A 20309-nucleotide genomic window follows, 5' to 3' on the forward strand; every position below is an offset into this window, starting at 1 on the left:
CTTGAAGAGGACTAATAAAAAATTCTATCTCAGCCTCATCAGCCTGTGCTTGATCGGCTGGATGGCGCTTGCTCATGCGGCCGTTAAAGTAGGCCAGCCCGCGCCAGACTTCCAACTCATCGGTAGTGATGGCAAAACACATAAATTATCCGACTACGCTGATAAAACGGTCGTACTGGAATGGACAAACCACGACTGCCCCTATGTTCGCAAGCACTACCGCAGCGGCAATATGCAGAAACTACAAAAGCAATACACTGATAAAGGTGTAATGTGGTTGAGTGTGATTTCATCTGCTCCGGGCAAGCAAGGCTATGTCTCTGCCGATGAAGCGAATAAGCTTACCACCTCTCGCGATGCAGCACCGACTCAGGTTTTATTAGACCCTAAAGGTGAAGTCGGACGTGCTTATGGCGCAAGAACCACACCGCATATGTATGTGATTGAAAAAGGTGTCATGCGTTATATGGGTGGAATCGATAGTATCGCCAGTGCCAGCACCTCAGATATTGAAGAAGCAGAGCCGTATGTTGAGCTTGCGTTAAACAGTATGCTTGAAGGTAAGCCTCTCGCTAAGGCAGTAACCCGCCCTTACGGCTGCAGTGTAAAGTACTAAGCTGACTGGATGAACCCACTTGAAAGCTTAGCTTTTTAGCTTTTTAGCTTTTTAATCAGTATTATTCTGGCGCTGATAACCTAATGCCACACATAAGGTCTGTGCCAGACAAAACGTTGCATTCAGGGAGCGGAACGCTCTGACTTCCGCTTCCCTGACCACCAACAAATGATCCGCAATATCCGCCACCGGACATAACTCACTGTCTGTAATCAGTAAAACTTTTGCACCCTTCTTATGCGCCGTCGCCACCGCGTCACGGGTCAGATTGATATAAGGATGAAAGGTAATCGCAATCAGCAGTGAAGACTTATCCATCCACTGCAACTGCTCATCCAACATCCCGCCCGTACCCGTCATCAAATAGCTCGGCACATTCAACTGACTCAGCGCGTAATGGAAATAATGTGCGACAGAATAAACCCGACGAAATCCACAGATATGGATATTCTTCGCCTCAATCATGGCGTCCAACGCTGCATTTATAGCATCCGGACTAACCTGAGCGCGTAATAGCTCCATCGTCAGCACATTAGCACTGGCAAATTCTTGTAATAAGCCCGCTGCTCGATTATCCAGGGAATGATCAGCGACCTCTTTGACTTGCTGAATGCGCTGTTGGTAGTTGCTGGTGTTATCCAGAAGATCTTGCTTGTAAAGTTTCTGCAATTCTGAGAAACCATTGAAGCCAAAGAAGTTAGCGAAACGTACCAAGGTGGATGCATGTACACCCGCGGATTCAGCAATCTCAGCCAAAGTGCTAAACGCCGTTTGATTCGGATGCTCTAATAACCAACCTGCAACCTGCCGGAGACGCTTACTCAAACCAGCCTGATTTTCCGCGATCGCACCTTGCAATTGCTTCAGACTGGTAATTTCAATATTTGTCTCATGCTCTGGGTCAGGTCGGCTACTCATAGTACCTTACTCAATAATAAACTTATAAATCGACAGGCATACCACTATCCAATGATCGCTTCGCCGCATCAGCCAGTGCTAATGCTTTCAAGCCATCATCTGCGGTTGTCGGCGGCGTTGTATTGCCTTGCAGGGCTTCTACGAAGCGCGTCAGCTCAATACGGTAAGCATCCGCATATCGCTCCAGAAAGAAAAACTGCGGTTTTGCCCCAATAATGCCTTCGGCGCCGGATCGTACTACATTATTCTCCAGATTGTTATTGGCTTGCAGCATGCCACCTGCACCGAAGGCTTCGATGCGTTGATCATAACCATAATTGGCGCGTCTGCTGTTAGTGATGATCGCGATGGCACCGCTGGCCGTGCTCAGCGTGACACTGGCCGTATCGATATCTCCGGCCTCACCAATCGCCGGATCGACCATAACACTGCCAGTCGCATAGATGCGGGTTGGCTCTTCATCCAGCAACCAACGCGCCATATCAAAATCATGAATCATCATGTCACGGAACAAGCCGCCGGATACGTTGATGTACTCAACCGGTGGTGGCTCAGGGTCACGACTAGTGATAATCAGTGTTTCCAGCTTACCAATCGCACCGGATTGCAGTTGCTCTTTAAGCTGGGCAAAGCCGGGATCAAAACGGCGATTAAAACCAAGCATGCAGGTGATTTCTGCCTCGTTCACCGCCTGTACACAGGCAGCCGCCCTGTCGTAATCAAGGTCGATGGGTTTTTCACAAAACACTGGCTTCTCAACCGCTGCACAACGAGACAGCAACGGAGAATGGGTATCGGTTGAACTGGCGATGATATATGCATCGATATCAGCACTGGCAAAGGCCTCCTCTTCAGAAAGCACATTGGCATTGAGTTGAGCCGCCAGCGCTGCCGCGCCTTCAGGATAAGGATCAACCACATGACTGATGCGCGCACCGGGAACGCTTTCAATGGCCATCGCGTGAACTTTACCAATGCGACCCGCGCCAATCAGGCAAATATTTAGCATGTTATTTTCCTATCAAAATCAAAGTGTAAAGGTTGTTCTGAACTGCTCCAGTGCAACTTCAGGGTCATCTGAGGCATAAGCCTCCATAGCTATCGGCCCGCGATATCCCATATCAGCCAGAGCCAAGGCAATATTGCGGTAATGAATTTCACCGGTACCGGGTTGCATGCGGCCCGGTACATCCGCCACCTGTATCTCTCCAATCCACGGCAGTGCTTTGCGGCACAACTCGATCAAATTGCCCTCACCGATTTGAGCATGATACAAATCCAGATTGAGTTTCAGGCTTGGGTGATTGACGGACCTCACTAATGCAATGGTGTCTTCAGCACGCCCAAACGGCACACCCGGATGATCCACCGGCAGATTGAGGTTTTCTAGGGTGAACACCACACCTTCCTGCTCTCCCATTTCTGCGAGTTTGGTCAGGGTGTCTTGAGCTTTTAGCCACATATCACCTGTCACTACCTCACAAGGTGTCACTGGCAAACCACCTTCACCCAGTCCGGTGCCATGTAAATTCAGGCGATCCACCGATAAGCGTTTACCTACTTGCGCAGTTTCATACGCCGTTTCCAGCAGCCGTTCAGCACCTTCATCATCACTGAGGCGACCTTCCAGATAGCCATTCATAATGGTGAAGTTCGCACCGGATTGTTCCAGCGCGTCCAAATCATGATCCGGCCAGTTCCAGAGTCCAACACCAAAACCCAGCTCAGCCAATCGGTTGACGCGCCAATCCATCGGGCGGTCTTGCCACAGCATCTCTACACAAGCGGCCAGTTCGAACGGTTGATTATCGTTACTCATCACTGATCTCCATAGCTAGCCATATTAAACAGTTCCGCCCAAAGAGCCTTCCAGCTGCGCCATTTCCTGACCACCAGCCATCATATCCTGTAGTTCATCCGGTGTTATTTCGCCGCGCTTTGCTGTGCCTAAGGTTTTCCCGCGATTCAATACCGTGAAGCGATCCCCCACTGCTAAAGCATGTCGCACGTTATGCGTGATAAACACCACACCCACACCGCTCTTGCGCACCTTATCGACCGTCGCCAATACATTGGAAGTTTGGCGCACACCCAGTGCTGAGGTCGGCTCATCCAGAATCAATACCTTCGCACCGAAGTAAACCGCACGCGCAATCGCTACGGTCTGGCGTTCACCACCTGACAATGTTCCGACAGCCTGCCCTGGCTCACGAAGATTAATCCCCATCTTAGCCATTTCGCTCATGGTGACTTCGTCAGCTTTCTTGAAGTCCATATTTTTGAATGGCCAGAAACCGCTTTGTGGCTCACGTCCCATCCAGAAATTACGAGTCACAGACATCAAGGGAATCATCGCCAGATCCTGATAAACCGTGGCAATACCCGCTTCCATCCCTGCCCGCGGGCTGCCGAAATTCATATTCTTACCGTCCATCACAATCTTGCCTTTAGTAGGCTGATGTACGCCAGACATGGTCTTGATGAATGTCGATTTACCCGCACCGTTATCACCTAATAAACAGTGACACTCGCCGGGATAAACCGAGAACGAAACACCTGCTAAGGCAATCACCGCACCGAAATGCTTTTCAATATCAACCAGTTCAATGACCGGCTTTCTTGTATCTTCACTCATTTCCGGTCTCCTTAGTGTGCTGACATGGCTTTGTTACGTACCCAGTTATTGAGTACTACCGCAATAAGCAGAATCGCTCCCATAAACACCTGGAACCAATCAAGATTGATATTGGTGTAAGTGATACCGATCTGTACCATTCCAAAGATTACTGCACCGACCATCGCGCCAATGGCTGAACCATAACCACCGGTTAGCAAACAACCACCGATAACTGCGGCGATAATCGCATGGAATTCTTTGAGCAAACCACGGCTGGCATCGGCTGTTCCAAACTCCAGCACGGTAATCGTTGCCACCAAGGTAGCTGCCATTGCGGTGAAGATAAACAGAATAATTTTCACGCGATTCACCGGCACACCGACATTGCGCGCCGCGATCGGATCACCACCAGCAGCAAAGATCCAGTTACCAAAACGAGTACGGGTTAGTAGCCAGCTAGCCGCTAGTGCCAAAACAACAAACCAAATAATTTCAACCGGAATGCCTTGCACCTTGGGCGTACCGTTCTTGAAAGTGTCAATCCAGCCCATATTGGCCAGCCATGTAAACGCGCCTTCAAAGGCATCCCCTGAAAACATCTCTACCAGCCAGCTATCGCCAGCGGCTTCTTTCACACCACGTAACTGAGTGGTTCCGGTGGCTTCTTTCAGCGAAACCAACGTTAGCCCGCGCAAGATAAACAAGAACGCTAAGGTCACGATAAAGGATGGCAAACCTGAACGTAATACGATAAATCCGTTAATGGCTCCGGTAATCACCGCCACCCCAAACGCAAACAGAATACTCAAGGATAACGGCCAACCCCACAACACCAGCGGAATTCCCAGCGCGATACCTGCAAAGGCAATCATTGATCCTATCGATAAATCAAACTCACCGCCAACCATTAACAAGGCAGCAGCAATGGCCAGAATCCCCAGCTGGGCAGCGGGTTCCATAAAATTCATTATGCCAGACAGCGAAAACATACGACTGTCTGCGTAAACCGTGAAGAATAGAATAACGGCAATGAGACCAACGACAGCACCTACTTCAGGTCGTTGTAACAAACTCTTTGTCAAACTAACCTTTGCCAGTCGCTCGTCAGCCATGGGCTTATCAGCACTCATAAGATAGGACCTTGAGATAAATTAAGAAGAAAATCGGGACGTACAGATAAAACGTCCCTCCCCTGACTGGGGAGGGAGTATCAAGCTAAACCGGTATTAACGAATACCTTTAGCCGCAAGCTCAACTACCTGAGCTGCTTTTTCTTGAGTGATCAGGTTAGGACCAGAAGGAACGTTTCCACCCGGCATCAAACCGAAACGCGCATGCATTGCAAGGAACGCGACTGGTAAGTAACCCTGTAGGTACTGCTGCTGGTCAATACAGAATGCTGCTTTACCGTCTGCAACTGCTTTCAGGAAGTTAGCCGACATATCGAATGTACCGATATTAACCTCTTTACCCATCTCAGCAATTGCCGCTAATGCAGGCTCACCCGCAGTACTAGCACCTAGCGTCAATACTGTGTCGACGTCGCCATCTTTCTCTAATGCTGCTTTAACTTTTGACTTCACATCTGCAGGATCATTGGTTGTTGGTAGCACTTCAATCGCGCCAAAACCTTCTGCAAAACCTGCACAACGTTGGTCAAGTGATACGTTACCGACTTCGTGGTTAACACACAGTGCTTTTTTACCACCCATTGATTTTAGCTTTGCACCCGCGATTTTACCCGCATCAAACTCTTCCTGACCGACGTGTAGTAATACACCCAGCTCAGGCGCTACGTTTGAACCTGAGTTCATAGAGATAACAGGGATACCTGCCGCTACTGCTTTCTTAATCGCCGCGCCAAGTGCATCACCATCCGGAATAGATACCACTAAGCCGTCTGGCTCTTGGTTTACTGCTGCATCGATTAAAGACGACATTGCCACCATGTCGAATGTCTCAGGTGAACGGTAGTCCACTTTCACATTCATGTCTTTACCGGCCGCTTCAACACCATTCTTTACCACTGACCAAAATGCATCGTTAGCCTGACCGTGAGAGACCACGGCTATATTGACATCATTACCATGACTGCCAGCGAAAGCCGAGCCAGCTGTCAAAGTTAAGGCAATAGCCACGGAACTTAATAATTTTTTCATCTTTACTCCTCCCAGAGACGATGGAAAACACTCAAAAACCCGATAAGTAATACCGGCATAGAACAAATTTCATCTACGCACAGAATAAATTTTCCCAAATTATCTGTCAATAGAATATTTATTCTAAAATAAAGTTACAGTATGATGATTGGCATTCTATAAATCTAGATGAGCACGTCTTATGACTTTATTCGCCTGGCCAGATACCCAAACCGTCAAAGGGCAACCTTTAGCACAACGTCCTATTGATGTGATTTGTCTTGGACGTGCAGGTGTAGATTTGTATGCCCGCGAAGATCATGCCAGCTTTACTGAAGTCTCCGGTTTTGAAAAATTCGTGGGAGGTTCACCGGCGAATATTGCGGCGGCGCTGCGTAAACTGGATGTGGCTGCCGGGTTTATCGGCGCGGTGTCTGATGATGGTTTGGGTCGATATGTCAGCGATTACTTAAATAGTATAGGCGTGGATACGCGCGGACTTGAAACAATAGACAACGGCGTTCGTACCAGTTTGGCAGTGACTGAGATGTCAGCTGACAGCCCTGAAGTGGTGATTTACCGCAACAATGCTGCAGATCTGGGCTTACATCCCCGGGACATTAGTGCTGAATATATTGCTGACAGTAAAATCCTGCTGATCTCAGGCACTGCCTTGTGCGCCAGCCCTTCGCGGGAAGCCACCCTACTCGCCATGCAATACGCCAGAGACCATGGCACATTAATTGCACTGGACATGGATTATCGTGCTTACTCCTGGGAAAGCCCTGAAGCGGCAGCGGTTTACTACCACCTTGCCACACGTCTCAGTGATGTTGTGATTGGTAATCAGGAAGAGTTTGCAGTGCTGGAAAGCATGGGCATTAATACCTCTGATGACGCTTCAATCGCGGAACATTATTTGCAAGAACCCACCCGCCTGCTAATTATCAAGAAAGGTCATGAAGGCAGCCATGTCTATTATCCCGGCGGCGATTTTGAAAAAGGTATTTTCCCCGTGATAGCGCAAAAGCCGTTTGGTGCCGGTGATGCCTTCGCGGGAAGTTTGCTGTACGGCATTCTCAATGACTTATCACTACAAGACTCGGTGATACTTGGCTCGGCTGCTGCGGCTATTAATGTGTCACGCAGAACATGCAGCGAGGCCATGCCCACTAAAGCCGAGCTTGAAAGCTTCTTGCAGTCGCACAATCAACACTTCCCAACACCCATCTCAGGAGACGAGAATGCTGGTTAGTCTATCTGAAATTTTACCTGAAGCCTCACAGTCCAAAAGTGCCGTTGCTTGCATCAATGTGTTTGGCTTTGAGGATGCACTGGCGATTACTGACGTCGCGGAGTCGCTGAATCTCCCCGTCATCATGGCGACCAATAAAGACATGGTGGATATGCTCGGCGTGGAAACCTTAGCGGGTATGTTACTTCCGATTATTCAGCGCAGCTCTGCACGTATTTGTCTGCATCTGGATCATTGTTATGAAGAGTCCACTGTCTATCAGGCGATGCACGCAGGCTATAGCTCGGTGATGTTTGACGGCTCTCAGCTACCTCTTGCTGACAATATTCAACGTACCCGTCAGGTGGTGGATGTGGCACATGCATTGGGGGTATCGGTAGAGGGTGAAATTGGCTCGGTACCTTATGATGAAGGCCGTGACCATATCCAATCCATTTATACCGAACCAGAACAAGCCGCAGCTTATGCCTCAGAAAGTGGCATAGATGCTGTGGCGGTTGCCGTGGGAAATGTCCACCGACTTAAAGCACCGGGTTGTGAAATTGATTACCCACGATTGGCGCAGATTGAAAGCCTTGTTGAAATTCCTTTAGTGATTCATGGCACGAGTGGTATTCACGAGCCGGATATCATTCGTTTGAAGCAATCGCGTATTGCCAAATTTAATGTAGGCACTTCCTTGCGGCAAGTCATTGGCAACTCGCTGAGAGCCGCGATGCATGCCGAACCAGAGCAGTTTGATCGCAGCCACTTTATGCGCCAGATCCAACCCGCTGTGCGTGATGAAATCGAACGCATCATGTTGTTATTAGCCGAAGACAAAACTGATAAAGAGGATACTCAATGAACCGCGCAATCAATATATTAGGCAGAAAGCTGCGACTCGGTGTGATTGGCGGTGGCGTCGACTCTTTTATCGGTACAGTGCATCGTGGCGCTGCCTTGCTGCATGAGCAATTCGAAGTAACCGCTTCCGTACTGTCTTCCAATCCGGAACGCTCCTTAAATGACGGCAAGACCTTAGGCATTCCAAGACCGTATGCTACGGCTGAGGATTTGTTTGCCGGTGAAAAAGATCACCCCGAAAAAATCGACTTGCTGGCGATAATGACGCCGAACAACAGTCACTATGAGCTGTCATTGCAAGCGTTGGATTGTGGCATGGATATATTCTGTGAAAAGCCACTGACCATGACCTTGGAAGAATCCGAAGACCTCGCCGCAAAACTGGCGCAGACCGACCGCATTTACTGTGTGGCTTACGCCTATACCGGCTATGCCATGGTGCGACAAGCCCGCGCAATGGTGGAAGCAGGTGACTTAGGCGAACTGCGCTCCGTGCAGTGTGATTATATTCAGGGACACTTGGCGGAGTTAGGGGACAACGAAGCGGATAACTGGCATATGAAACCTGAGGTTGCTGGCGAGTCTCTGATTTTAGGTGACATTGGCACGCATTGCTTTCATCTCGCCTCTTACATCACTGGAGAGAATCCACAGGACTTATGTGCAGATGTCACCTCTATTGTACCGGGACGTACCGCACATGATTATTGCGGGGTATTACTGCGATACGCCAATGGCGCACGTGGTAGCTTTACCGTGACTCAGGCGATTGCCGGTGGTATTCACGGCTTAAAAATTCGCGTGTCGGGCAGTAAAGGTACGGTGGAATGGGATCAGGAATCACCCGATGAATTGATTCACCGCACACTGAACTCACCGGAACGTCGCTTAGTACGTGGTGGTAAGGGCTTGCATGAAGCAGCACACCGTGCGACGCATGTAGCGATGGGACATCCGGAGGGTTATAAAGAAGCCTTTGCCAACCTCTATTTGGATATTGCGGATCACATGCTGGCGCGTCATCAGGGGCAAAAGCCAGAACCATTAGCACTGTGGTATCCCGATATACAAGATGGTGTGGATGGCATGAAGTTTATTAAAGCGGCACTGACTTCTTCTCAGCAGCAATCCGCTTGGCAGGCATTGGGCTAAAGCGATGACATGGCACCTACCAATAAGTATTGAAGAGTTTCGCCGCTGTTGCGAGCAAGACTTAAGTGCTGCTGACTATCTTTTAGCGGCGTCTATTGAAAAACAGGTGCTGTGCTATTCAGCGGATGTGTTTCAGCAAGCCTCGGATAATGCCGACATAAAAAATCAGCTGTCCAAAGAAATCGCGCAGAATCTGCAAGCTGGCTCTGGCGTATTGGTGATTCGTGGCGCTTATACCGATATCGCATTGCTGGAACGACATAACCAATGGTTCGATAAGATTCTTGAGGATGAAGCTGAGACATCTGCCGGTGATCATTTTGCAAAAGCGGGTGCTAATGGACGTATCTGGAATGCGCTACAGAAAGTGGCACTGGCAGACCCACAGGCGTTTTGTGATTACTATACCAACCCTATTTTGCATATAGTTTCTGAAGCTTGGCTTGGGCCGAATTATCAAATGACCTCACAGGTCAATATTGTCAGGCCGGGCGCGGATGCGCAGCAACCTCATCGGGACTATCATCTTGGTTTTCAGTCACCAGAGGTATTGGCACAATACCCGCCGCACGTGCACACGCTCTCCCCTGCTCTAACCTTGCAAGGCGGTGTGGCGCATACTGACATGCCGCTGGAATCCGGCCCGACAATGCTACTGCCATTTTCGCAGCAATACGCCGAAGGCTATTTGGCTTGGCGCGACGAAGCGTTCAAAGACTACTTCAAAAAACACGCCGTACAATTACCCCTAAAACAAGGGGATGCTCTGTTTTTTAATCCGGCGTTGTTTCATGCAGCGGGTGATAATCGCACCACGTATTTCCACCGTATCGGTAATTTATTGCAGGTGTCATCCGCCTTTGGTCGGGCCATGGAAACTGTAGACCGCTACGCCATTAGCACCGCAATTTACCCCATTCTTTTAGAACAACGCGCGCAATATCGTTCGGCTGAAATCGATGCACTGCTGAGTACCGCCTGCGAAGGCTACTCATTCCCCAGTAATCTCGACCGTGACCCGCCTGCGGCTGGGATGGCACCCGAGACGCACCGACAACTCACCGAACGCGCATTAGAACAAGGCCTGAGCTTAGCAGCGTATCAGGCCGAATTATCAACACATCAAACAAGAAGAGAAACGTAATATGTTTAACGAGGAAAGACATCTGACATCTCCCATTCGTTGGGGCATGGTCGGCGGTGGACGTGGCAGCGAAATCGGACACGCACATCGTGCAGCGGCGCGTCGCGATGGTTTTTTTCAACTGGTCGCTGGCGCGTTTGATCTGGACGCCGAACGTGGCCGTGAATTTGGCAGTAATCTGGGCGTTGCACCGGAGCGTTGCTACGCCGACTACACAACCTTGTTTGCCAGTGAAGCGGCGCGTGAAGACGGTTTACAAGCTGTGTCTATCGCTACCCCAAACAGCACGCATTATGAAATTACCAAGGCTGCGCTGGAAGCCGGACTGCATGTGGTCTGCGAAAAACCATTAACCTTTAGCGTGGCAGAATCGGAAACACTAAAAGCGTTAGCAGCCAGTAAAAACCGTGTACTCGGCGTGATGTACGGTTACTCCGGCTTCCCTATGCTGCACCAAGCCCGTGAAATGGTGCGTCGTGGTGATATTGGCGATGTGCGTGTGGTGAATATGCAATTCGCCCACGGCTTCCACAATACCGCTGTTGAAGAAAGCAGCCCCGGTGCTAAGTGGCGCATGAATCCCGAAGTTTCCGGCCCGACTTACGTGCTTGGCGATATCGGTACACACTGTTGGCAAGCCATGGAAATGGTCACCGGTTTAGTGCCTGACGAACTCAGTTGTATGCGTCAAAGTTTTATCGAAAGCCGCGCCCCACTGGAAGATAATGCGCATGTCATGGTGAAGTTTAAAGGTGGTGCGGTTGGAACGCTGTGGGCTAGTGCTGTGAATGCCGGCTCTATGCATCAGCAGAAGATTCGCATTGTCGGCTCAAAAGCCAGTATTGAATGGTGGGATGAGCATCCGAATCAATTGAAGTATGAAGTTCAGGGACAACCTGCGCAGTTGCTGGATCGAGGCATGGGTTATTTATACGGAGATAATCCCGGTGTTTGTGCGCGGATTGGTGGTGGTCATGCAGAGGGATTCTTTGAGTCTTGGGCGAATATTTATCACCGCTTTGCGCTAGCAATGGATGCGATGGAGCGGCATGATCAGGCGGCGCTTGATGGGCTTTGGTATCCGGATGCAGATGCGGGGATATCGGGAAATCGGCTGTTGGAGTGTTGTGTTGAGTCGGCGGATGGGGGATCAGCTTGGGTTAAGTTTTAGGTGACTCTTGTGGTCAGATGAGTGAGTTAACTTTACTCATCTGACTGAAGTATGGCTTCTACCAGCTTATAGACAGTGGATTGACCCGACTCTCTAGGCCAATCTTTGCATGGCGGGGTATCTCGTAATTTTGCACGTTCAACTGCGTTTTTTACCTGTTCCAATGTGGGGAGTTTACCCTCAATACCCTTGTCGTAATTCTTGATATAGCGATTTAATCGCTCAGTACAACTACGCGATGAACTGACTCCCTTTCCTTGTTCATAATGAAGTAATAGCCAATACTCAAATTTTGGATTACTGAGTGCTAAACCATACTGACCGGTGCTCGCTGACCACTGGTAAAGCTCGTTTAATTGACTGTCCGACCATTCATCTTTATCAACTACCAACCAAGCCTCGTCTGTTTTCCTCAGCTCAACATCATCCAAGTATTTTTTCATCCTTTTCAGCACATGAAACGGACCTGATTTATGGCCACCCTTCAAGCACTTCACCTGAATGATAGATACTTCAGAATTAAACATCTGAAAATATTGTGGTTCAGTCACAGTACCCTCAACCGCTAATACAAATAGCTTTCGATACCGGCGCTGTGCTGAAGGTCTGGGAAATGATCTGCGTTTAGCCACGATATTTACTCTGCAACTCGAAGTGACATCTCTGGCAATGATCCTTGAGCTATTCTCGGAACCCCACCCAAGCGCCCTTGTAAATAACTCTTGCGAATATCTTTGTCATAACGAATGTCCTTGTAGTCACTGAATGCAATGAGGCTGGAATAGCCTTGGGCTGAACGCTCCGCTACCCACATTTCATCACGACGTAATAGGCTTTGGTCCATAAGTTGAACGTCATGTGTTGTAAATAATAGCTGTGCGCGGCTCTTAGTTGAGCAAGTTCCCAGATAGTAATTAAGCAATGTATTGGATAATGAAGTATGTAAACTACGATCCAACTCATCAATGATATAGACCTTGTCACTATTTTCAGTTGATAAATCCAAGAAAGCAGGCAATAAATCAATGACACGCTTAGAGCCATCAGACTCTTGATTCATTTCAAATTTCACTTCAGTGCCATCACTGAGTTTGTGAAATGAATGTAAGCGCTTAGCCACCAAAGAGCCATTTTTCATAGAGACCAAGTAATGCTCGTCAGCTTTTTTATACAAAATTCTAACCGTCTCTCCTTCAGTAACATCCTCTAATAATTTACTTTTAACTTCCTCCGGAAAATCTAGAGAATCAAAGCGCACCTCAGCGCCACCCAAGCGTGAAATACCCGTATCCAGCCGAGATAATACCGCATTCATTGCAGCAAACCGTGGATGTGCATCATCAAGGTACTGTTCAAAGGCAGCAAAGCGACTGTCGGGTGCAACCAACTCCAGCTTATCTTTGAACCAGTCATAAACCGGGCGGAAGTTTTCAACTTTTTGCGATACTGAGTTGGTTAGAAATAATTGATTATCGCGAGTTCCATGAAATGCATACTTAATGAACTCGTCTTTCTTCAGGGAGGCATCGAAAATGACCTCATCAGCTTTTCGGTCAAACAGTACTTTTTCACTGCTACTATTAATGACCACTAATGACTCTTCTGTCACTGCCCATTTGGTTACAGCAAAATTATAAGCGTAAATCGTGTCATCTATGAGCAACTCGAGTGAGAAACGACTAGCTTGTTCACTCGCTGAATCATCCAAACGAAATGGCTCTACCGGAATAACACTATCAGGGTGAGTTCCTTTCACAATCATCCATTGAGCGAATCGAATGGCTTTGAAAAAGTTTGTCTTACCGGAAGCGTTACCACCATAAATAGCAGCGATGGGTAGGACGCGGGTTTGGTACTTATCGAGCTTTGGTACGCGCTCACCATGTTGACGCTCTCGGCTTGCAACCATAGAAAAGGTGGTTGCTTGACGAAAGGACATCCAGTTTTCAATTGTTATACTGATAATCATGGCGATCCTTAGTTGTATAAATGACACTGCTAATCATCTAATACTAAAGCCTAAAGGCAAAATATCAAAATTTAATGAGAAAATATCTCCTTTAAAGTGCTCGCCATATCCGAGGTACATTATTGAGAAATAACAATCTTAAGGTGCGGGATGGGGAATTGATGCCTGAAACCTACGCCAGAAGTTATGACAACATCTGTTGCAGTTTCATAAATGTTATCATCACAGATACAGTAGCATGCTAACACTATACTTTGTGAACATAATAAACATTATTTATACTTAATAGCCTAATATCTATAATAATATGTATAAACCAAAACCATAACATATTCTGTTTTTGCAGCTGATCATGCTATTTCCGCCACTCGTCAATCTTGTCAATTTTCCATTCTGTGGATAGGAATATGGTGGGATTAAATACCTACGGCTCATTTATGAAATGAGTCGCAGGCGTTCATATTTCCCCCAAAACAAGAGTGTCTGATATGTTTGGAAAACCGCTAACGCCCTTTATTTCCTTGTCATTTATAATGCTGTGTACACCGGTAATGGCTGACTGGCCCGTTGCGGTGGCGGATAAGTTTACAATTCACCAAAGCTACCCCTTCGTCGAACTTGATTTACTAAAAAATGATCGCGGCAACAACTTAACGGTCGTGGATGTCAATGAGTGGTCAGAAAAGGGGGCACGTATTTCTTTAAGAACACCAGGAAGGAGTTCTCGAGAGACTTACCATAACTATGGCGATGTTGCCTATGTCCCAAAAGAAGGTTTCTCAGGTGAGGATGGTTTCTGGTACGTGATTGAAGATGATCAGGGGAGAAGAAATTCCGTCAGAGTTGTGGTTGATGTAAAGCCAGAGAGTCTGCTGTTACCTACGCCTCTGGAAGATGTTGTCGAAGTGCCGAAAAACCAGTCAGTTCGCATCAATGTGACGGAAAACGACTTGTTCAGCAATTTATTTAACCCATCAGACGTTACATTTCGGGGAGAAATTGTTGACTATAATTTTACCTCTGAACAAGGGGGGAAAATCGAAAAAGTTGAGGTGTATCCGATTGACTTGTTGCAGTTTGGCTCATTTAGAGACGGTTATAGCATTGAGAACACCCTCAAGTATCAGCTGAAGTACACACCGCCCGACGGGTTTGTTGGCACGGACTCATTTACCTATGCGGTCAAAGATTCTAAGAACCAGTTTCGCCAAGAGGTTAATGACACGGTGAGTTGGACGAAAGTGACCCTCAACGTGGTTGATAAGGGTATAACAGCCCCCTTTCCCGTTGCAGTTCCTGATACAGCCAGCGGTGCAGGAGAAATTGATGTATTGAGTAACGATATTGGGAAGAACTTAGTGATTAAGCTCGCCAGTAATTACTCGCAAAACGGTAATAATGTTTATGTTATCCCAAATTATCCCAGCCGTCCTGTTATTCAGTACAGTGGAAGCCCTGTGGCTAATGATAAGGTGTGGTACGTGATCGAAGATGAGTATGGCCGGCAAAACTTCAGTTATGTTGATATTACTCGTACAAACGATTTGAATTAAATTTTATTTGGTGAGACACCCCTGATGTATGAGAACCCGCATTATCAGGGGTGGCTTATCTTTATTCGGACCACCTCTGCGACCACTAGTAATGTGATGATTCTCATGATCTTTTTCATCGTATTTCTCCTGATTATTTTAAAAGCCCCCGCTCTGTGAGTGGGTTGTTTTTTGTTGCCTGCAAAGGGTATTTTTTGATGCAGGTAGTGACTTAGGCAACGAGATTTGGAAACAGTTGCGTATTAGTCCAAACTGTTTAGCTGTGATAACCCGGAATCTCTACTGACATACTGCTGTCAGTAGTCCCTCTGTAATATCAAATTTCTTGCAACAAACATCCTACAATTAACACTTAAGAGGACATCAATATGAGCAGTGTAAGCAAAGTCGCAGTATGGTTCGATATTCCAGTTACTGACATGGAGCGCGCCAAGCAGTTCTATAGCGAAGTATTCGACTTCGATTTTCAGGACATGGACATGAATGGCATGAAAATGGCAATGATCGGAGGCGAGGAAACGGATACTTGCGGCATGTTAGTCCAGGGCGAAGGCTACGAGCCATCGGCAGCAGGTCAGGTCGTTTATTTTGGCTCGGATGACTTAGCACCAGTGTTAGCGCGTGCAGTTGAGCGTGGCAGTGAAGTGCATGTACCAAAGACGAATATCGGTGATGGTATGGGTTATTTCTCACTGTTTTTAGATAGCGAAGGCAATCGCATTGGTCTATATTCGATGAACTAAGCAACAGGATTTCATCATGCGCCGTGCCGACCGACTATTCCAGATTGTTCAAATATTGCGGAATAAACGCTTGGTCACGGCGCAAGAGTTGGCTGATCGTCTGGAGGTTTCACCTCGCACCATTTACCGTGATATTCAGGATCTCAGCCTTTCCGGTGTGCCTGTGGAAGGCGAGGCTGGCGTTGGTTATCACCTACGTTACTCGCTGGACATTCCCCCGTTGATGTTCAATGCCGATGAGGTCGAAGCTCTGGTGCTTGGTTCTCGTATGTTGCAATCCTGGGGTGGTGCTGAGTTGGGGACCAGCGCACAATCAGTGATGGACAAAGTCTATGCCGTCATTCCTGAAGAGCTTCGGCAAGTTCTGGACGGCAGTAAACTCTACGCTCCCCGCTTTGGCCCACGTGAAGATCTGCAAAGTACGTTGGATATCTGCCGCAAAGCCATTCACGATCATCAATATCTGAAACTGACTTACCAGCGAGCGGACGAAGCGTTAAGCCAACGTGAAGTGAAGCCGCTGGGTTTGTTTTTCTGGGGTCATGTTTGGACGCTGAGTGCATGGTGTGAACTGCGCGGAACGTTTCGCACTTTCCGGCTGGATCGTATGAAGTCGGTGGATGTTTTGGATCGCTGCTTTGAAGAGCAAGCAGGGCAAACTTTGCAGGATTGTCTGGCTCAGATGTATTCGGCCTCGCCTGATGAAATTCCGAATTACTGATTTACTGATTTACTGATTTACTGATTTACTGATTTACTGATTTACTGATTTACTGATTTACTGAATCACCAGCATCTTTTCTGAGCGAGAATAAATATCTCCACGTTTCCTATGAGCAGAAAAACACGACTAATTTACGACGCATCGTAAAAAAAGAAATACTGTTTTACGATGAACCGTAAAACAGTCTTAAAATTTCAACTCTAAAGATTGATAAAAACCAGCCCTACTTCGGCTTCTTAACAATCGGCAATTCCCAAGCCCCTGCTTCCCAGTCATCCTCAATCCACGTGAAATCGCTATGGAAGCACGGCGGCGTCGAACGCTTTTCACCAATCAAATCACCGGCTAGGAAGTTAAGGAAAAACATATGCGACCCCGGACAACACACACTGGAGTGATACCCTTTTGGCACCATCGCACAATCACCATCCTGCCCTGACATCACATCATTAAACTCACCATCGCGCCAGTTGCGGTGCATCCAAAAGCCAGTATCCGGTTGGAGTTTGAAGTAGTAAGTCTCTTCCAGATACGGCGAACCATCATGTCCATCATGACAATGCGGCGCCCAACCAGACCAGCATCCACGCGGTACATATACTTCAAATAAGATCAAACGCTCTGCGGGCATCGGAGCGGCCAGAATATGATTCACCTGACGAAACGCCGCGCCACCACCGCGAATTTCAGAGCGCATTTCCTGCGGTAAATGTAAGCGTGTGGGATAAACACCTTCAGCCGGTGCTGAACCGATGGCAAATAATAAATTGCCGCCTTCTAACAGCTTAATGGAGTCGCCGGGATGTACGTACAGTACCATCGGCATTTCTTCAAACACACTGGAGCGAGATAAATCGTAAGGCGTGCCGTTGATTTCAAATGTACCGGAACCACTCAGTGGAACAATCGCTGTTTCCAGTCCATCACGCTGATCTTCATAAACAGCACCGTCGCTGTGATCAAGCACCGAAAAACTTAAATACTTCCAGCCAGCACTTTCAGGCGTGACTACAAGTTGAACCCGCTCTCCTTTATTGGAAGCCAGAAAATTGACACTCATAAATGTTTCCTCCTAAAGTGCACTTTTACTGGTCGTATTATCCAGCCCTTTAGCTAACGATGCCAGCTAAAACAACACTTTCAAAGAGGACGTCGACTACTCAGATATACACTTAGCTTCGCGTAGCACCTACAAGAGAAAGGAGTCGACGAAACGTGGGACACCTCAATGCCACAACAAGCCATTAGATGTTTGCTTCTCGTAGTTCTTACGAGCTTGGGAGTCGGCGAAGCGTGGAACACCTCAAAGCCGCAACAGGCCATTAGATGTTTGCTTCGCGTAGTCCTTACGAGCTTGGGAGTCGGCGAAGCGAAATGAACATCTAATGGCCTAATACACCAGATTTATGATTGATCAGCAACCAGTAACTTCTTGAAGGTATAAATCGGCGCTTCAATCATCAGATCACCACTCAGATCTTCAAGATATAAACTCGCTTGCGCTGCAATCACGGAACCATCTTCTTGCTGCGTCACACCTGTCAGTTCAAAACGAATCTGCTTAGGGTCCTCAAAAATCATACCTGAGAATTTCTTTGCAAACATAGACTTAAACACAGGCTGGCTCAGCCCGAACTTGTCTTTGGCAATGTCTTTTAACAGAGCAATCATGCCATGTGTACCAAAGTTACCCGGTACAACAGGATCACCTTTAAAGTGGAAACGTAGTGGCCACAGTTCAGGGTTAATCGCTTGCGTTGCATTCACTGTCAGACCGCTTTCAGTCTCTTCGACTGTCGTAGTGCCATCATCATAAACCGGAATTTCCAAGCCGGATAAAGTCGATGCATCCGCACCTGCTTCAACACCCAGCTCACCACCGTACTTACCACGCAGCGCATGAATTTCTTCAGGTAGCAAAATTCCCACGATGACTTTCTTGCTTTCTAACACTATGTCACCGTTAGCGTCTAGCACTGCGCCATCAAAAATCGCAGTTCCAGTACCGGTAGTTTTATTCACTACCCACTTCTTGCGAGTCATGGCGAAGGTGACTTTTTTACCTGCTTCAAAATCAAGTGACTGATGCAATGTACACACACCTGAGGACAAAGCACGACCGATACCGTCAGCCTTACGCGACCCCCAGAAACCTACCAATTGATCCAGCTGATCCTGAAACAACATTTCCAAAGACTCATCGGTGTTGTATGCCCAGTTCGCTGCATCGTCAGGAAAGGTAAATGATGCATCGATACCGTCTTCGTCAATGCGCTCAATCTGGTCAATACACAAAATCGGCTTACGTGGCAGTTTTGCAAATGATTCATTGCCCAAAGCACCTTCAGCATGAAGCTCCAACAGTCTGCCATTAAGGCATGTCAGGTTCTTCCAATCCAAACCCTGTAGGGCTTGATCATCCAGCTTATTCAGCGCTTCGATACTGTATTCCTGCGACATAGGTGTTTCCTTTTTCAAAAATAATGCTAGCAAAGAGCGTTTGCGTCCTCTGTATTGGCTCGCTTATAAACGCTCAGGTCAAATTTGCCCGCTATTCTACTTCATGCACCAACAAATTATCGCTAATAAATCACAAAATCAGTGAATGACAACAAGGAATAACTAAACTTCCACAATCATTTGTTCAATAAAGTCAGTGCCTGACTCTCGCGGATAGCCTCTGGGATTGCACACCACCCGGCAGTCGCCAAGCTGGTAATCACTGAGATTATGACAATGTCCGTGAAACCAGACGTCCGGTTTCCATTGCTCAACAAATGGCTCAAGATTAGACATAAATGCCGCTGACATCTTGTCATTTTTAAAACGTTCAGCACAAGACCGAAAGCTGGGAGCATGATGCGTAACAACCACATTGGTTTCGCTTGGCGAGGATTCAAGGCTTTTGGCAAGCCAGTTCAGCGAATTAGCGTGAATGGCTTTAGTATGGCGCGGTGCCAGAACATCATCATCAGTATCATTCCAAATGACTTTATAATCCGGCATGGAATATTCCGCCATCGCCTCAGCCGACCAGCTTTCACCGAACAACTGAAAATCAGTCCATAACGTGGTGCCATGAAAGGTCACACCATCCAGCGTGAGTGTGTTGTTTTCCAGTACGTGGACGTGTGTGCCTTCAGCGACTTTGAGCAATGCGGTAAATAAGCTGGGATAAGCGTGATGGTAAAATTCATGATTGCCTGCTACATAGATAACTGGGATATCCAGTCCCAGTGATACCGCCCACTCCACACCCTTGGTGCCGACATGAATATCACCGGCAAGAATTAACACATCCGCCTGAGAACAGTTCGCCTCAAACTCTGCAAATTCCAGATGCAGGTCGCTTTGAATCTGGAGTTTCATAGTTGTCTCCTCTCTCATTATTATTACCTTGAGGATAGCACTACTACGCAGTTTGGGACGCTTTATTTATGAAGATTAGTCAATTATTTACCGG

Annotated in this window: 20 protein-coding genes; 9 read left to right on the forward strand and 11 right to left on the reverse strand. The window is 47.5% G+C overall.

Features of this window, described 5'->3' with window-relative positions; all coding sequences use genetic code 11:
* Nucleotides 1-616 (forward strand): thioredoxin family protein (locus DKW60_RS17710; RefSeq protein ID WP_219988816.1); only part of this gene is annotated, 616 nt, incomplete at its 5' end.
* A 51-nt stretch (nucleotides 617-667) separates the two neighbouring features.
* Here DKW60_RS17710 and DKW60_RS17715 read toward each other — a convergent pair.
* From DKW60_RS17715 to DKW60_RS17740, 6 genes are all read right to left on the reverse strand, one after another.
* Nucleotides 668-1534: a MurR/RpiR family transcriptional regulator gene (locus DKW60_RS17715; RefSeq protein ID WP_109838999.1), complete on the reverse strand. Its 867-nt coding sequence runs from the start codon at nucleotides 1532-1534 to the stop codon at nucleotides 668-670.
* Between the two features lie 22 nt (nucleotides 1535-1556).
* Entirely contained in the window at nucleotides 1557-2543 is a 987-nt protein-coding gene (gene iolG, locus DKW60_RS17720) for an inositol 2-dehydrogenase (protein ID WP_109839000.1), read from the reverse strand.
* 18 nt (nucleotides 2544-2561) lie between these two features.
* Entirely contained in the window at nucleotides 2562-3353 is a 792-nt protein-coding gene (locus DKW60_RS17725) for a TIM barrel protein (RefSeq protein WP_109839001.1), read from the reverse strand.
* Between the two features lie 24 nt (nucleotides 3354-3377).
* On the reverse strand, nucleotides 3378-4169 hold the full coding sequence (locus DKW60_RS17730) for an ATP-binding cassette domain-containing protein (protein ID WP_109839002.1): 792 nt from the start codon (nucleotides 4167-4169) through the stop codon (nucleotides 3378-3380).
* Nucleotides 4170-4180: 11 nt separating this feature from the next.
* On the reverse strand, nucleotides 4181-5281 hold the full coding sequence (locus tag DKW60_RS17735) for an ABC transporter permease (protein ID WP_109839003.1): 1101 nt from the start codon (nucleotides 5279-5281) through the stop codon (nucleotides 4181-4183).
* A 96-nt stretch (nucleotides 5282-5377) separates the two neighbouring features.
* Nucleotides 5378-6310: a sugar ABC transporter substrate-binding protein gene (locus DKW60_RS17740; RefSeq protein ID WP_109839004.1), complete on the reverse strand. Its 933-nt coding sequence runs from the start codon at nucleotides 6308-6310 to the stop codon at nucleotides 5378-5380.
* A gap of 181 nt (nucleotides 6311-6491) precedes the next feature.
* Here DKW60_RS17740 and iolC point away from each other — a divergent pair, with 181 nt between their 5' ends.
* From iolC to DKW60_RS17765, 5 genes are read left to right on the forward strand one after another with little or no spacing between them, the layout of a single operon-like run.
* Nucleotides 6492-7544, forward strand: coding sequence for a 5-dehydro-2-deoxygluconokinase (iolC, locus tag DKW60_RS17745; protein WP_109839005.1), 1053 nt, complete (start codon nucleotides 6492-6494; stop codon nucleotides 7542-7544).
* A complete protein-coding gene (locus DKW60_RS17750; RefSeq protein WP_109839006.1) occupies nucleotides 7534-8391 on the forward strand; it encodes a class II fructose-bisphosphate aldolase in 858 nt (285 codons plus the stop codon). The genes iolC and DKW60_RS17750 overlap by 11 nt, the downstream gene beginning before the upstream one ends.
* On the forward strand, nucleotides 8388-9542 hold the full coding sequence (locus tag DKW60_RS17755; protein ID WP_109839007.1) for a Gfo/Idh/MocA family protein: 1155 nt from the start codon (nucleotides 8388-8390) through the stop codon (nucleotides 9540-9542). Before DKW60_RS17750 ends, DKW60_RS17755 begins: the two co-directional genes overlap by 4 nt.
* A gap of 4 nt (nucleotides 9543-9546) precedes the next feature.
* Nucleotides 9547-10686 (forward strand): phytanoyl-CoA dioxygenase family protein, encoded by a 1140-nt coding sequence (locus tag DKW60_RS17760; RefSeq protein ID WP_109839008.1) that lies wholly within the window; start codon nucleotides 9547-9549, stop codon nucleotides 10684-10686.
* A 1-nt stretch (nucleotide 10687) separates the two neighbouring features.
* Nucleotides 10688-11857, forward strand: coding sequence for a Gfo/Idh/MocA family protein (locus DKW60_RS17765; RefSeq protein ID WP_109839009.1), 1170 nt, complete (start codon nucleotides 10688-10690; stop codon nucleotides 11855-11857).
* A gap of 32 nt (nucleotides 11858-11889) precedes the next feature.
* Here the strand turns inward: DKW60_RS17765 and DKW60_RS17770 are convergent, their stop codons facing one another.
* Nucleotides 11890-12489 carry an RloB family protein gene (locus DKW60_RS17770; RefSeq protein WP_219988817.1) on the reverse strand — a complete coding sequence of 200 codons (600 nt, stop codon included), beginning with the start codon at nucleotides 12487-12489 and terminating at the stop codon, nucleotides 11890-11892.
* A gap of 5 nt (nucleotides 12490-12494) precedes the next feature.
* On the reverse strand, nucleotides 12495-13826 hold the full coding sequence (locus tag DKW60_RS17775) for an AAA family ATPase (RefSeq protein ID WP_109839011.1): 1332 nt from the start codon (nucleotides 13824-13826) through the stop codon (nucleotides 12495-12497).
* Nucleotides 13827-14314: 488 nt separating this feature from the next.
* Here DKW60_RS17775 and DKW60_RS17780 point away from each other — a divergent pair, with 488 nt between their 5' ends.
* The 3 genes from DKW60_RS17780 to DKW60_RS17790 all read left to right on the forward strand — a co-directional run bounded on the left by DKW60_RS17780 (nucleotide 14315) and on the right by DKW60_RS17790 (nucleotide 16843).
* On the forward strand, nucleotides 14315-15379 hold the full coding sequence (locus DKW60_RS17780) for an Ig-like domain-containing protein (RefSeq protein WP_109839012.1): 1065 nt from the start codon (nucleotides 14315-14317) through the stop codon (nucleotides 15377-15379).
* Between the two features lie 368 nt (nucleotides 15380-15747).
* Complete coding sequence (locus tag DKW60_RS17785; protein WP_109839013.1) at nucleotides 15748-16122, forward strand: VOC family protein; 375 nt, start codon at nucleotides 15748-15750, stop codon at nucleotides 16120-16122.
* A gap of 16 nt (nucleotides 16123-16138) precedes the next feature.
* A complete protein-coding gene (locus DKW60_RS17790) occupies nucleotides 16139-16843 on the forward strand; it encodes a helix-turn-helix transcriptional regulator (RefSeq protein ID WP_109839014.1) in 705 nt (234 codons plus the stop codon).
* Between the two features lie 226 nt (nucleotides 16844-17069).
* On the opposite strand, the gene DKW60_RS17795 is transcribed toward DKW60_RS17790, so the two are convergent.
* The 3 genes from DKW60_RS17795 to DKW60_RS17805 all read right to left on the reverse strand — a co-directional run bounded on the left by DKW60_RS17795 (nucleotide 17070) and on the right by DKW60_RS17805 (nucleotide 20215).
* Nucleotides 17070-17906 carry a 5-deoxy-glucuronate isomerase gene (locus DKW60_RS17795; RefSeq protein WP_109839015.1) on the reverse strand — a complete coding sequence of 279 codons (837 nt, stop codon included), beginning with the start codon at nucleotides 17904-17906 and terminating at the stop codon, nucleotides 17070-17072.
* Nucleotides 17907-18250: 344 nt separating this feature from the next.
* On the reverse strand, nucleotides 18251-19306 hold the full coding sequence (locus DKW60_RS17800) for a hotdog family protein (RefSeq protein ID WP_109839016.1): 1056 nt from the start codon (nucleotides 19304-19306) through the stop codon (nucleotides 18251-18253).
* A gap of 162 nt (nucleotides 19307-19468) precedes the next feature.
* Nucleotides 19469-20215: a metallophosphoesterase gene (locus DKW60_RS17805; RefSeq protein ID WP_181389770.1), complete on the reverse strand. Its 747-nt coding sequence runs from the start codon at nucleotides 20213-20215 to the stop codon at nucleotides 19469-19471.
* Nucleotides 20216-20309 lie beyond the last annotated feature (94 nt).

The sequence above is a fragment of the Leucothrix pacifica genome, assembly GCF_003172875.1.
Lineage (GTDB): Bacteria > Pseudomonadota > Gammaproteobacteria > Thiotrichales > Thiotrichaceae > Leucothrix > Leucothrix pacifica.

Coding starts and splice junctions, on each gene's coding strand:
- DKW60_RS17730 (WP_109839002.1), bottom strand. CDS start 4,169: ATGAGTGAAGATACAAGAAAGCCGGTCATTGAACTGGTTGATATTGAA.
- DKW60_RS17715 (WP_109838999.1), bottom strand. CDS start 1,534: ATGAGTAGCCGACCTGACCCAGAGCATGAGACAAATATTGAAATTACC.
- DKW60_RS17765 (WP_109839009.1), top strand. CDS start 10,688: ATGTTTAACGAGGAAAGACATCTGACATCTCCCATTCGTTGGGGCATG.
- DKW60_RS17740 (WP_109839004.1), bottom strand. CDS start 6,310: ATGAAAAAATTATTAAGTTCCGTGGCTATTGCCTTAACTTTGACAGCT.
- iolC (WP_109839005.1), top strand. CDS start 6,492: ATGACTTTATTCGCCTGGCCAGATACCCAAACCGTCAAAGGGCAACCT.
- DKW60_RS17790 (WP_109839014.1), top strand. CDS start 16,139: ATGCGCCGTGCCGACCGACTATTCCAGATTGTTCAAATATTGCGGAAT.
- DKW60_RS17785 (WP_109839013.1), top strand. CDS start 15,748: ATGAGCAGTGTAAGCAAAGTCGCAGTATGGTTCGATATTCCAGTTACT.
- DKW60_RS17780 (WP_109839012.1), top strand. CDS start 14,315: ATGTTTGGAAAACCGCTAACGCCCTTTATTTCCTTGTCATTTATAATG.
- DKW60_RS17755 (WP_109839007.1), top strand. CDS start 8,388: ATGAACCGCGCAATCAATATATTAGGCAGAAAGCTGCGACTCGGTGTG.
- DKW60_RS17735 (WP_109839003.1), bottom strand. CDS start 5,281: ATGAGTGCTGATAAGCCCATGGCTGACGAGCGACTGGCAAAGGTTAGT.
- DKW60_RS17760 (WP_109839008.1), top strand. CDS start 9,547: ATGACATGGCACCTACCAATAAGTATTGAAGAGTTTCGCCGCTGTTGC.
- DKW60_RS17725 (WP_109839001.1), bottom strand. CDS start 3,353: ATGAGTAACGATAATCAACCGTTCGAACTGGCCGCTTGTGTAGAGATG.
- iolG (WP_109839000.1), bottom strand. CDS start 2,543: ATGCTAAATATTTGCCTGATTGGCGCGGGTCGCATTGGTAAAGTTCAC.
- DKW60_RS17795 (WP_109839015.1), bottom strand. CDS start 17,906: ATGAGTGTCAATTTTCTGGCTTCCAATAAAGGAGAGCGGGTTCAACTT.
- DKW60_RS17800 (WP_109839016.1), bottom strand. CDS start 19,306: ATGTCGCAGGAATACAGTATCGAAGCGCTGAATAAGCTGGATGATCAA.
- DKW60_RS17775 (WP_109839011.1), bottom strand. CDS start 13,826: ATGATTATCAGTATAACAATTGAAAACTGGATGTCCTTTCGTCAAGCA.
- DKW60_RS17750 (WP_109839006.1), top strand. CDS start 7,534: ATGCTGGTTAGTCTATCTGAAATTTTACCTGAAGCCTCACAGTCCAAA.
- DKW60_RS17805 (WP_181389770.1), bottom strand. CDS start 20,215: ATGAAACTCCAGATTCAAAGCGACCTGCATCTGGAATTTGCAGAGTTT.